At 64.6% G+C, this 12859-nt stretch carries 10 protein-coding genes; 7 read left to right on the top strand and 3 right to left on the bottom strand.

What is annotated here, in order from left to right:
• Window positions 1-14: 14 nt before the first annotated feature.
• The 6 genes from ACMDCM_RS11830 (at window position 15) to ACMDCM_RS11805 (ending at window position 7875) form a co-directional block, all read left to right on the top strand.
• Window positions 15-737 (top strand): ABC transporter ATP-binding protein, encoded by a 723-nt coding sequence (locus ACMDCM_RS11830; protein ID WP_412773739.1) that lies wholly within the window; start codon window positions 15-17, stop codon window positions 735-737.
• A 152-nt stretch (window positions 738-889) separates the two neighbouring features.
• Window positions 890-3433, top strand: a complete 2544-nt coding sequence (locus tag ACMDCM_RS11825) for an ABC transporter permease (protein ID WP_412773738.1) — start codon at window positions 890-892, stop codon at window positions 3431-3433.
• A 307-nt stretch (window positions 3434-3740) separates the two neighbouring features.
• A complete protein-coding gene (locus ACMDCM_RS11820; RefSeq protein WP_412773737.1) occupies window positions 3741-4556 on the top strand; it encodes a Bax inhibitor-1/YccA family protein in 816 nt (271 codons plus the stop codon).
• Between the two features lie 102 nt (window positions 4557-4658).
• On the top strand, window positions 4659-5708 hold the full coding sequence (locus ACMDCM_RS11815; protein ID WP_412773736.1) for a ligase-associated DNA damage response exonuclease: 1050 nt from the start codon (window positions 4659-4661) through the stop codon (window positions 5706-5708).
• Complete coding sequence (locus tag ACMDCM_RS11810; RefSeq protein WP_412773735.1) at window positions 5705-7477, top strand: cisplatin damage response ATP-dependent DNA ligase; 1773 nt, start codon at window positions 5705-5707, stop codon at window positions 7475-7477. The genes ACMDCM_RS11815 and ACMDCM_RS11810 overlap by 4 nt, the downstream gene beginning before the upstream one ends.
• Window positions 7478-7578: 101 nt before the next feature.
• Entirely contained in the window at window positions 7579-7875 is a 297-nt protein-coding gene (locus tag ACMDCM_RS11805) for a DUF6460 domain-containing protein (RefSeq protein WP_412773734.1), read from the top strand.
• A gap of 87 nt (window positions 7876-7962) precedes the next feature.
• On the opposite strand, the gene ACMDCM_RS11800 is transcribed toward ACMDCM_RS11805, so the two are convergent.
• Entirely contained in the window at window positions 7963-9057 is a 1095-nt protein-coding gene (locus ACMDCM_RS11800) for a quinone-dependent dihydroorotate dehydrogenase (protein ID WP_412773733.1), read from the bottom strand.
• Window positions 9054-9398, bottom strand: coding sequence for a DUF952 domain-containing protein (locus tag ACMDCM_RS11795; RefSeq protein ID WP_412773732.1), 345 nt, complete (start codon window positions 9396-9398; stop codon window positions 9054-9056). Before ACMDCM_RS11795 ends, ACMDCM_RS11800 begins: the two co-directional genes overlap by 4 nt.
• A gap of 234 nt (window positions 9399-9632) precedes the next feature.
• On the opposite strand from ACMDCM_RS11795, the gene ACMDCM_RS11790 reads away from it, so the two are divergent.
• Window positions 9633-10259 carry a S24 family peptidase gene (locus ACMDCM_RS11790; RefSeq protein ID WP_412774736.1) on the top strand — a complete coding sequence of 209 codons (627 nt, stop codon included), beginning with the start codon at window positions 9633-9635 and terminating at the stop codon, window positions 10257-10259.
• A gap of 298 nt (window positions 10260-10557) precedes the next feature.
• Here the strand turns inward: ACMDCM_RS11790 and acs are convergent, their stop codons facing one another.
• Entirely contained in the window at window positions 10558-12516 is a 1959-nt protein-coding gene (acs, locus tag ACMDCM_RS11785; RefSeq protein WP_412773731.1) for an acetate--CoA ligase, read from the bottom strand.
• Window positions 12517-12859 lie beyond the last annotated feature (343 nt).

The following is a 12859-nucleotide window of genomic DNA, read 5'->3' as shown; positions in this document are numbered from 1 at the left end:
CATATGACTTTCGCATGGACAGTCTCATCGAACGCTCGTCTCCGGCCGGTTATTCCGAAGCTCCCGATGCCATCGTTATCGCCAATGTCAATCTCACGCTCGGCAGCGGCGCGGCGCGGGTCCACATCCTCAAGGACATCAATCTCCGCGTTGGCCGCGCCGAAGCTGTCGGTCTGATCGGCCCGTCGGGGTCGGGCAAATCGACGCTGCTCATGGTGATGGCCGGGCTTGAACGTCCTGACAGCGGAGAGGTGGTGGTCGACGGCACCCGATTCAATGCTCTCGACGAGGATGCGCTTGCGCGATTTCGCGGCCGTCACGTCGGCATCGTGTTCCAGTCGTTTCATCTGATCCCGACCATGACGGCGCTCGAGAACGTCGCGGTGCCCCTCGAACTTGCGGGTGCTCCGAATGCATCGGCGCGCGCGGCGCGCGAACTGGAGGCGGTGGGTCTCGGCGAGCGGCTGCATCATTATCCGGCACAATTGTCCGGCGGCGAGCAGCAGCGGGTGGCGCTGGCGCGGGCGTTCGCGCCGGATCCGGCCATCCTCGTCGCCGACGAGCCGACCGGCAATCTGGACGAGGCGACCGGCCGGCAGATCGTCGATCTGCTTTTCACCAAACATGCCGAGTGCGGCATGACACTGGTGCTGGTCACCCACGACAACGCGCTCGCCCAACGCTGCGACCGCGTGGTCCGGCTGCGCTCGGGGCGCATCGACGGAGCGGCTCGATGACTCATCATCCGTTGTTCCGCAGCGCAAATCACCCGTTATTCGGGGGCGCGGCCAAAAGGCCGCGAACACGGAAACCAGCCGCCCGGCGGCGTGTGTTCATGGATTCCGGGTGCGCACCTCCGGCGCGCACCGGAATGACGAAGCAGACGTAGATGGGTCGCACGCCGTTTCTTCCCCTTCGGCTGGCGTTGCGCGAATTGCGCAGCGGCTTGCGCGGTTTCTACGTCTTCATCGCCTGCATCGCGCTCGGCGTCATGGCGATTGCCGGGGTCGGCTCGGTGGCGTCGAGTCTCTCGGAGGGGTTGGCGCGCGAGGGCCGCACGCTGCTCGGGGGCGACGTCGTGTTTTCGCTGATGCAGCGCGAGGCGAAGCCTGACGAGATCGCATTCCTTCGCGCGCGAGGAACGGTCTCGGTGGCTGCGATGTTGCGCGCGATGGCGCGCGCGCCAAACGGCACGCCGGCGCTGGTCGAACTCAAGGCGGTCGATCGCGCCTATCCCATGCTCGGCGCGCTGACGCTGGCGCCGAACGTCCCGATGGCCGATCTGTTCATTGAGCGGGACGGCGTGTTCGGCGCGGCTGTCGCCCCGACGCTGCTGGCGCGGCTTGATCTCAAGGTCGGCGATCGCGTCACGGTCGGCAGCGCGACCTTTGAAATCCGCAGCGCGGTCGACGCCGAGCCGGACAAACTCATCGGCGGTTTGGGGTTCGGCCCACGCTTTCTCACCAGCATCGATGGCCTGCGCGCCACCGGCTTGCTGCAGCCCGGCAGTCTGGTGCGCTGGATTTACCGGGTGCGGCTTGCCGGCAACGGCGCGGACGACAAAGCGGCGGCCGCGCTGGCCGCGGATGCGCGCGCGGCGCTGCCGGAGGCAGGCTGGAACATCCGCAACCGCAACAACGCCTCGCCACAACTCGAGCGAACCATCTCGCGGTTCACCCAGTACCTGACGCTGGTCGGGCTCGCCGCCTTGCTGGTGGGGGGTGTCGGCGTCGGAAATGCCGTCAAGAGCCACATCGACCGCCGCCGCGATGTCATCGCATCGTTCAAGGCGCTGGGCGCGACCGGACGCGATGTGTTTGCGATCTATCTGGCGCAGGTCATGGTGCTGGCCGCTCTCGGATCGCTCGCCGGTCTGGCGGTCGGCGCGGCGCTGCCCTTCATCATCGTCGGCGTCTTCGGTCATCTCCTGCCGTTACCGGTCGTGCCGGCGCTGCATCCCGAGGCATTGGCGTTATCAGTCGTATACGGCTTGTTGACGGCGCTGGCCTTCTGCATGTGGCCGTTGGCGCGGGTTCATGACATTCCGGTCGCGGCGCTATTTCGCGACACCGTCGCAAATGAAGTTTATCGGCCGCAGACCCGCTATCTGGTCTGGATGGCGCTCCTGATCGCGCTTTTGGCCGGGATCGCCATCGGCCTTGCCTACGACAAGCGCGTGGCCGTGGTGTTCGTAGCGTCGTCCGCGGCGGTGTTCGTGGTGTTGCGCGGCGTTGCCTCCGCCGTGATGGCGCTGGCGCGAAGGCTGCCGCGATCGCGAGTCACCATGGTGCGGCTTGCGGTCTCGAACATCCATCGCCCGGGAACGCTGACGCCGTCGGTGGTGCTTTCGCTCGGCCTTGGCCTTGCCGTGCTGGTCACGATTACCCAGATCGACGGCAATCTGCGGAGGCAGTTCCTGGCCGCATTGCCGGAGCGTGCGCCGTCGTTCTATTTCATCGATATTCCCTCGTCGGTGTCGGACCGGTTCACCGCGTTTCTCAAGCAGCAGGTTCCGCGGGCGACGGTGGAAGACGTTCCGATGCTGCGCGGGCGCATCGTCGCGGCGCGTGGCGTCAAGGCCGAAGATCTGAAACCCTCGCACGAAGCCGAATGGGTGCTGCAGAGCGACCGCGGCCTGACCTATACCGGTGACGTCCCGAAGGGGTCGAAAGTGGTGGAAGGCCGATGGTGGGGGCCGGATTATGACGGGCCGCCGCTGGTGTCGTTCGAGAAGAAGCTTGCCGACGGCCTCGGGCTCAAGCTCGGCGATACCGTCGTCGTGAATGTCCTCGGCCGTGATATCACGGCCACCATCAGCAACATGCGCAGCGTGGACTGGCAGAGCCTCGGCATCAATTTCGTCCTGGTGTTTTCGCCCAATGCCTTTCGCGGTGCGCCGCATACCCATATCGCAACCCTGACCGAGGTGCATGATAGCGCCGCCGAGGACACCGCCATCATCAAGGCCGTTGCTGGTGCATTCCCGATGGTGACGAGCGTGCGGGTCCGCGAGGCCCTGGAAACCATCGGCGCCGTCGTCGCCAACCTGGTCGTGGCGATCCGCGGCGCCAGCTCCGTGACCCTGATCTCGGCTCTTTTCGTGCTCGGCGGCGCGCTGGCCGCGGGGCATCGCCATCGCGTGTACGACGCGGTGATCCTCAAAACCCTCGGCGCCACCCGGTTGCGACTGCTTGGCGCCTACACCCTGGAGTATTTGATGATCGGCGCGGCTACGGCCGTGTTCGGCGTGGCCGCCGGCTCGGTCGCCGCGTGGCTGATTGTGACGCGGCTGATGACACTTGGGTTCGAATGGCAGGCGGGCAGCGCGGCGACGGTGGTCGGCGCCGCACTGCTCGTCACGGTCGGACTCGGGCTGGCCGGCACGCTGATGGCGCTCAACCGGAAGCCGGCTTCGGTGTTACGTCATTTATGACAATATGTAGCAGGCGTCACGGCAATGGGATCCATGATATTCGCCATGCCGGGCGGGACGACGGATCCTCTTGCGGACCGGGCGTTTTTGGCGCATCGGTCTTTTGCGGAAGAGGCCGATCCCGGTCCTGAGGGCGACATTCAGCCGCGCATGGAAGCTTGCGCCGATTGTGCTAGTTTCCCACATACAGCTTGGGTCGGATGACAGGCCCTGATGACCAAAAATTAATATAGCGGGCTGACCTATCCGAGACAGAATTCGAACTGGCGCGTAAGTTGCGGCGCCAGACAACCACGGGAATTCGACCATGCCGGACTTAGACCGAAATTATGCCTCTCCGTTTGGCCGGGCCGCCGGGCGCGTTGATACAGCGGCCGTCGATGCCGGTCTTCGGTCCTATATGCTCAAGATCTACAACTACATGTCGATCGGCCTCGCCATCACCGGCCTGGCCGCGCTCGGCGTGTATATGTTCGCCGTGACCGGCGACGCTTCCCTTGCGGCCAAGTCGGCGACAGGCGCTTCAATCGCGCTGAGAGGCGGACAATACCTGACGCCGTTTGGCGTTGCATTGTTCGTCAGCCCCTTGAAGTGGGTGTTCATGCTCGCGCCGTTGGCGATGGTGTTCGTGATTTCGTTCGGCATCAACCGCCTCAAGCCCGCGACCGCGCAGATGCTGTTCTGGGCGTTCTCGGCGCTGATGGGCGTGTCGCTGTCGTCGATCTTTCTGGTCTTCACCCACACCTCGATCGTGCGGGTGTTCTTCATCACCGCGGCCTCGTTCGGCGCGCTGAGCCTGTTCGGCTACACCACCAAGCGTGACATGACCGGCATGGGCTCGTTCCTGATGATGGGCCTGTTCGGCATCATCATTGCGAGCCTTGTTAACCTGTTCCTGGCCAATGGAGCCATGGGCTTCGTTATCTCCGTGATCGGTGTGCTGGTGTTCGCGGGCCTGACCGCCTACGACACCCAGCGGCTGAAGAACGACTATATCTACGGCTACGCTTCACAGGGTGGCGAGATCGCGGAACGCGCGGCGATCACCGGAGCGCTGTCGCTCTACCTGAACTTCATCAACCTGTTCACGCTGCTCCTGCAGTTGCTCGGACAACGCGAGTAACTATCGCGCGATCGAACGATCGAAGCCCCGGCCAAGGCCGGGGCTTTTTTTTGCGTCTCGATATCGAGCGGCTGGACTCGAACGACTCCGGCGGCTGCTTATATGCGCGGGATGCGTCCGCAAGATATCCTGATGCCTGACGCTGCCGGGCTATATTGCAGGTCTGGCGGCTTCCATGTCGATCCGGTGCGTCCCGTGGATCGCGCGGTCATCACTCACGGTCATTCCGATCATGCCCGCCCCGGTCACGGCGCGGTGCTCGCGACGCAGGAAACGCTCGATATCATGCGGCTGCGTTACGGCGATGATTTTGCGGGTTCCACGCAGGCTGTTTGCTATGGCGAAGAGATCAGGCTCGGCGACGTTTCGATCGCCCTTCATCCCGCGGGGCACGTGCTGGGCTCGGCGCAGATCGCGGTCAGGCATGGTCCTATCCGAATCGTCGCGTCCGGTGATTACAAGGATGTCCGCGATCCGACCTGCGCGCCGTTCGAGCTGGTGCCGTGCGATGTCTTCATCACCGAGGCGACGTTCGGCCTGCCGGTGTTCCGTCATGGCGACGCGGCGTCCGAAGTGGACAAGCTGCTGGCGTCGGTCGCGCTGTTTCCGGAACGCGCGCATCTGATCGGCGCCTATTCCCTCGGCAAGGCGCAGCGCGTGATCGCGCTGATCCGCGAGGCCGGTTACGGCGCGCCGATCTATCTGCACGGTGCGATGGAAAAGGTTACGCGGTACTATCAAAGCCGCGGCATCGCACTTGGTGACCTGCGGCCAGTCAAGGGGATGAAGAAGGCCGACCTTGCGGGCACCATCACGCTGGCGCCGCCTTCGGCCACCGCGGATCTCTGGACGCGCCGCTTCCCCGATCCGGTGACGGCGTTTGCGTCAGGCTGGATGCGCCTGCGCGCGCGGGCGCGCCAGCGCGGCGTCGAATTGCCGCTGGTCATCTCGGATCATGCCGACTGGGATGGCCTGATCCGCACCATCGCCGCGACAGGGGCGGGCGAGATCTGGGTCACGCACGGCCAGGAAGATGCGCTGGTGCATTGGTGCACGACGCGAGGTCTCGTCGCGCGCCCGCTGGCGCTGGTCGGCTACGGCGACGAGGACAGCGGGGAGGATACGTCCTCAGTCGAAGAGGGCGGCGGATGAATCGCTTCGCCGAACTGCTCGACCGTCTCGCCTACGAGCCCGGGCGCAACAACAAGCTGCGGCTGATCACGGCCTACTTCCGCGAGACGCCGGACCCGGATCGCGGCTACGCGCTGGCCGCGCTCACCGGCGCATTATCGTTCAAGCACGCCAAGCCCGCGTTGATCCGGGAATTGATCGCCGCGCGCACCGATCCGGTGCTGTTCGCGCTGTCCTACGATTACGTCGGCGATCTCTCTGAGACGGTGGCGCTGATGTGGCCGCAAACTCCCGATTCTCAGCCTGCTCCATCTCCCGCTTGCGGGGGAGGGTTGGGGAGGAGGCAACTTGCAGCAGCAAACAATCAAAGAAAGCCCCCACCCGGCTCGCTTCGCGATCCGACCTCCCCCGCAAGCGGGAGAGGTGAAGAGTCCCCTCCGACTCTCACCGAAGTCGTCGCGACGCTGCGCACGCTCGGCAAGGCCGAACTGCCGGCGCAACTCGCCTGCTGGCTCGACGAGTTGGACGAAATCGGGCGCTGGGCGCTCTTGAAACTCGTCACAGGCGCGATGCGGATCGGCGTGTCGGCGCGACTCGCCAAAACCGCGGCGGCTGCGCTTGGCGGCAAGGAGACGCACGATGTCGAGTTGATCTGGCCGGGTCTTGCGCCGCCTTATCTCGATCTGTTCGCATGGCTCGAGGGCCGCGCCGACAAGCCGGTTAATCGCATTCCCGCGCCGTTCCGTCCGGTGATGCTGGCGCACGCGATCGAGGATGCCGACTTTGCACGCCTGGATGCAGCCGATTTCGCCGCCGAGTGGAAATGGGACGGCATTCGCGTGCAGGCCGTCGGCGGCCGCGACGAGCATGGCAATGCTGCGACGCGGCTCTATTCGCGCACCGGCGAGGACATCACAAGCGGCTTTCCGGATTTGCTGCCCTCGCTGAGATTATTCGGCGCGATAGACGGCGAGTTGCTGGTGGTGCGCGAGGGGCGGGTGCAATCGTTCAACGTCCTGCAACAGCGGCTGAACCGCAAGGCGGTGACGCCCAGGCTAATGAAGGAGTTTCCGATCCACCTGCGCGCCTACGACCTGCTCGACGACGGCGACAACGATCTGCGCGAGTTGCTGTTCGACGATCGGCGGCGGCGGCTTGTTGATTTCATCGCGGCGCTTGACGATCCGCGTATCGACCTCTCGCCGCAGGTGCCGTTCGCCACATGGGATGAACTCGCGGCGGTCCGTGCCGATCCGGCCGCGGCGGGAGCGGATGCCGCAGCCGTCGAGGGCGTCATGCTGAAACGCCGCGACGCGCCATATCTGCCGGGACGTCCCAAGGGCCTCTGGTGGAAATGGAAGCGCGATCCGCATGTCATCGACGCCGTGCTGATGTATGCGCAGCGTGGCCACGGCAAGCGCTCGTCCTACTACTCGGACTACACCTTCGGTGTCTGGACAGCGGCGGGCGGTGAGGAGCAACTGGTGCCGGTCGGCAAGGCCTATTTTGGTTTCACCGACGAGGAGCTGCTGCGGATCGACCGGTTCGTCCGCCGCAACACCACGGAGAGCTTCGGTCCGGTGCGCCATGTCGTGCATGAGCCCGATCGGGGGCTGGTGCTGGAAATTGCTTTCGAGGGATTGCAGCGTTCGGCCCGGCACAGGTCCGGCGTGGCGATGCGCTTTCCCCGCATCAGCCGGTTGCGCTGGGACAAGCCGCCGCGCGAAGCCGATCGACTGGAGACGCTGGAACGGATGCTGGCCTCCGCTGCCGCGAGTCGATCCGCATGAACAACCATTGACGAGGGAACGGCGGTTCCCCATCTGCATCACGCGGTTTTTTTGGGCTATGCTGCGACGCGCGGGTCGTCGAATCCCGCAGGAGAGTCACGATGCCGAACGAGACCCGGAAATTTCCCGCCGACCGCGACAGCCTGTCGCGTTTTCTGGGTGGCTCGCCGCTGGCGGTCGCGTTCCGCCTGATCCTGCTGTCGACGCTGGTCGGCGTGATGCTCGCGGCGGTCGGCTTCGACCCCTGGAATATCGTGCAGAGCGTGCGCCTGCTGGTCGAACGGGTCTGGAATCTCGGCTTCGATGCGATTAACGGATTGTGGCGCTACTTCCTGCTCGGCGCCGTCATCGTGATCCCGATCTGGCTGCTGTCGCGCCTGTTCGGGGCGCCGCGGTAGCTAAAGCGGTTTGCGCTTTGATGACATGGATGCCCGGCATAAAGCCGGGCATGACGGGTTGCTGATTTCGTCCAAACCACACCTGCTTTAAACCGGCCAGTCTTCCGCCGTGATCGCCGCGGCGTCCGCGCCGACGATTTCCGACAGCGAGTCGCGCCCAGTCCGCAGCAGCGTCGACATCAGATCGCGCTTGATGTCGTCGACAAGACCAAGCCCCTTGTAGACCAGCGACGAGTAAAGCTGGATCAGGGTGGCGCCGGCGCGAATCTTGGTCAATGCCGCGCCGCCGGAGTCGATGCCGCCGACCCCGACCAGCGGAAACGCGCCCTCGGCGCGCACATAGGTCTCCGCCACCATCCGGGTCGACAACCTGAACAGCGGTCGGCCCGACAGCCCGCCCTGTTCTTTCGCCCGCGATTGATCGCGCAAGCTCGACGGCCGCGCCGTTGTCGTGTTGCCGACGATCATGCCGTCGATGCGGCGCGAGCGCGCGATCTGAACGACGTCGTCGAGTTCGGCCAGCGTCAGGTCGGGCGCGATCTTGAGCAGAACCGGCGTGTCGCCGGCATTCTGACGGACCCGCTCGCGGGCATCGATCACCTTCGCCAGCAACTCGTTGAGCGCGTGCGCCTGCTGCAGGTTGCGCAGGCCTGGCGTATTGGGTGAGGACACGTTGACGGTGAAGTAGCTCGCCACCGGCGCGAAGATTTCGATCAGCCTGACATAGTCGGCGACGCGGTTGGCCGAATCCTTGTTGGCGCCGATGTTGACCCCGATGATACCGCCGGAATGCGCACGGGCCGCCAGCCGGCGCAGCACGACGTGGGCGCCGTCGTTGTTGAATCCCATGCGGTTGATGACGCCCTCGTCGCGTTCGAGCCGGAACACGCGCGGGCGCGGATTGCCGGGCTGCGGCCTCGGCGTCACCGAACCGATCTCGACCGAGCCGAATCCCAGTTTCAGCAGCGCGTCGGGGACCTCCCCGCTCTTGTCGAAGCCGGCGGCCAGGCCGATCGGATTGGGAAAATTCAGACCGAAGGCGCGAACCGCGAGTTTCGGGTCGTCCGCGCGCTGGCGTATCGGCGGCAGCAGCCGCAGTCCCTGGATCGCCATGCGATGGGCGTCTTCCGGATCGAACCAGCGCAACAGCGGCAGCGAGAAATTGTCGAAGGCGCGGATCACGGCGCAAGCTCCGGGATGTCGTGATATCCGTCCGCGCGTGCGCGCATGTCCTGCACCGCCGAGACATGGCTGAGATCGAGTTCGCCGTAGAGATGCGGAAACCGCTCGCCCCCGCGCGAGACCTCCCAGCGCAGCGCCTCGCCCAGTGCATCGGCATCGATCGCGATCAGGAGCAGCCCGGTCTGGCCAGCGAAGTGCTTGCGGGCCGTGCCTTCGACCTGGGAGGCGGTGGAGAAATGAATGAAGCCGTCGCGCAAGTCATCGGCGCTGCCGCGAAAAACGCCGTGCCGCTCGGCTTCCCGCCAGGCCGAAGCGGAACAGATTTTGTAGATCGTTCGCACGCGTGTCCCGAGCCCGTCATTGCGCCTTCACGATACTGAGAAGCGCATGATTTTGTTTCCGCTCGCTTAAATTGCAGCGGTTCATGCGTGACCGTATCGGTGGCCCGCCCGCACTTCAAGAGCCGCATTTTAACCCCGGCGCATTGCAGGCTTCCGCCGGTTGAGGTAATAATTCCTAGTTCTTGACAGAATTCATCGTTCCGGAAAGCGGAAATCAGGACGCGCCACATGACCATGCTGACACACGCCCAGATCTGGTCGGCGCTGGATCGTCTCGCGGAGCGCGCCGGCCTGTCGCCGTCGGGCCTTGCGAGAAAGGCCGGACTTGACCCGACGACCTTCAACAGGTCGAAACGCATCACCAGCGACGGCCGCGAGCGGTGGCCTTCAACCGAGTCGGTCGCGAAAGCGCTCGCCGCCACCGAGACCGCGATCGACACCTTCGTGCAGCTTATCGAGGATACGGCGCGCGCCGCGCAGGCGGTGCCGCTGCTCGGCTTCGCCGAGGCCGGCGCCGGCGGCTATTTCGACGATGGCGGCTTTCCTGTCGGCAAGGGCTGGGACGAGGTGGGTCTTCCCTGCGTCAACGACGAGCACGCCTATGCGCTGGAGATCTCCGGCGACTCGATGAAGCCCGCCTATCGCGACGGCGATGTCATCGTGGTCTCGCCGGGCACGCCGATCCGGCGTGGCGACCGCGTGGTGGTGAAGACCAGGGACGGCGAGGTGATGGTGAAGGAACTCAAGCGCCGGACCGCGAAGATGATCGAACTGCAGTCGCTCAATCCGAGCCATGTCAACCGGACGATTCCCGCCGCCGACGTGGAATGGATCGCGCGGATCGTGTGGGCGAGCCAGTGATCGGGAGATGATGTTGATCAAAGCAGCCCTGACCCGACCACCTCTCCCCGCCGGGGAGAGGTCGGCACGGGGTGCCGGGTGGGGGGGGATTCAGCATCGAGACGTCGGATCTCCTCACCCCAACCCTCTCCCAATGGGAGAGGGAGTCCGCTGTGCCCAGCGATGCGTTTCCGTCTAGAGTCTTTCCGCTTCTGATGGAATCAGAAGCGGGCTCTATATTTTTGATTTGACGCGTTTTCTTTACGCGAACCGGTAGCCGCTTCGCTTGAAAACGCTCTAAATGTAAATTGCTCCAAACCTACGCCGCGGCGCCGTCCTTCTTGTTCTGGCGGTTCTTGACGAGATCGGTGACGACGCCGGGATCGGCCAGCGTCGTGGTGTCGCCGAGGCTCGACGGCTCGTCCTCGGCGATCTTGCGCAGGATGCGGCGCATGATCTTGCCGGAACGGGTTTTGGGCAGGCCCGGCGCGAACTGGATCAGGTCGGGTGAAGCGATCGGGCCGATGTCCTTGCGCACCCAGGCGACCAGTTCCTTGCGCAACGCCTCGCTCGGCTCCACGCCCTTCATCAGGGTGACGTAAGCGTAGATGCCCTGACCCTTGATGTTGTGGGGATAGCCGACCACGGCGGCTTCCGAGACGCTGTCATGCGCCACCAGCGAGCTTTCGACCTCCGCCGTGCCCATGCGGTGGCCGGAGACGTTGATGACGTCGTCGACCCGCCCGGTGATCCAGTAGTAGCCGTCGGCGTCGCGGCGGCATCCGTCGCCGGAGAAGTACTTGCCCCTATAGGAGGAGAAGTAGGTCTGCTCGAAGCGGGCGTGATCGCCATAGACCGTGCGGATCTGGGCCGGCCACGATCGCGCGATGCACAGGTTGCCGCTGCATTCGCCTTCCAGCACCTTGCCCTCGGCATCGACGATCTCGGGCACGATTCCGAAGAACGGCCTGGTCGCCGAGCCCGGCTTCTGCGCGATCGCGCCGGGCAGCGCCGAGATCATGATGCCGCCGGTCTCGGTCTGCCACCAGGTGTCGACGATCGGGCAGCGGCTGTCGCCGACCACGCGGTGGTACCATTCCCAGGCTTCCGGATTGATCGGCTCGCCGACCGAGCCGAGCAGGCGCAGGCTCGCGCGCGAGGTTTTCTTCACCGGCTCGTCGCCCGCCTGCATCAATGCGCGGATCGCGGTCGGCGCGGTGTAGAAGATGTTGACCTTGTGCTTGTCGATCACGCTCCAGAACCGCGAATTGTCCGGATAGTTCGGCACGCCCTCGAACATTATCGTGGTCGCGCCGTTCGCCAGCGGTCCGTAGAGAATGTAGCTGTGGCCGGTGACCCAGCCGACGTCGGCGGTGCACCAGTAGATGTCGCCGTCGTGATAATCGAACACGTATTGATGCGTCATCGACACGAAGATCAGATAGCCGGCGGTGGTGTGCAGCACGCCCTTGGGCTGTCCGGTCGAGCCCGAGGTGTAGAGAATGAACAGCGGGTCTTCCGCGTTCATCGGCTCGCACGGGCATTCGCTTTCGACAACGGCTGCGGCCTCGTGGTACCAGACGTCGCGCGTCGGATCCATGTTGACCTTGCCGCCGGTGCGCTTGACGACGATCACCCAGTCGACCTCGCCGTTGACCTTCTCGATCGCGGCATCGACGTTGGCCTTCATCGCGATGGTGCGGCCGCCGCGCAGGCCCTCGTCGGAGGTGATGACGACGCGCGATTTGCAATCGCGCAGGCGGCCGGCGATGGAATCCGGTGAGAAGCCGCCGAACACCACCGAGTGGATCGCGCCGATCCGCGCACAGGCGAGGATCGCATACGCCGCTTCCGGGATCATCGGCAGGTAGATGGTGACGCGGTCGCCTTTCTTGACGTTGCGCAGTCTGAGGATGTTGGCCATCTTGCAGACTTCGTCATGCAGTTCGCGATAGGTGATGTGTCTCGACTGCGAGGGATCGTCGCCCTCCCAGATGATCGCGGTCTGGTCGCCGCGTTTCTCCAGATGCCGGTCGATGCAGTTATAGGCGGCGTTGAGCACGCCGTCCTCGAACCATTTGATCGAGACCTTGCCGAGTTCGAACGAGGCGTTCTCGACCTTGGTGAACGGCTTGATCCAGTCGACCCGCTTGGCTGCATCGGACCAGAACCCGTCCGTATCCTTGATCGAGCGCTCATACATCTCGCGATATTTGGCGTCGTCGATCCAGGCCCGCTTGGCCCAATCCGCGCTTACGTCATAAATCTTGTCGGACATCGTCTTTGCTCCACCGCGGGACCCGCGCCCGGAAAACACAGGCGGGTCCGTTTTTCACCATTGCGACGATTATGCGTCGCGGCGTGGTACGGCGACAAGCCGTCAGCACTAGGACCTTGGTCGGACGGGTCATGCTGCCCGCTGTGGATAACCATGGCTGTGGATAACCATGGCGGGACCGTCAGGACCGCGCGCGGCGGGCCGGAAATCGCCGGCATGGTTGCCTCCGCTACGCGCCCGCAACATATAACCATGTTGCCTGTTGAATTTCGAGGCCATTCGGCTCGTCTGCGCCGATACCATGGTTGCGCCGCCGAGGGTTGACTCGCTGAACCAGGCTGGC

The sequence above is a fragment of the Nitrobacter sp. genome (genome assembly GCF_047149785.1).
Classification (GTDB): domain Bacteria; phylum Pseudomonadota; class Alphaproteobacteria; order Rhizobiales; family Xanthobacteraceae; genus Nitrobacter.
The sequence above is the reverse complement of the archived record's forward strand: the minus strand, read 5'-3'. Positions and strand labels throughout refer to the sequence as shown.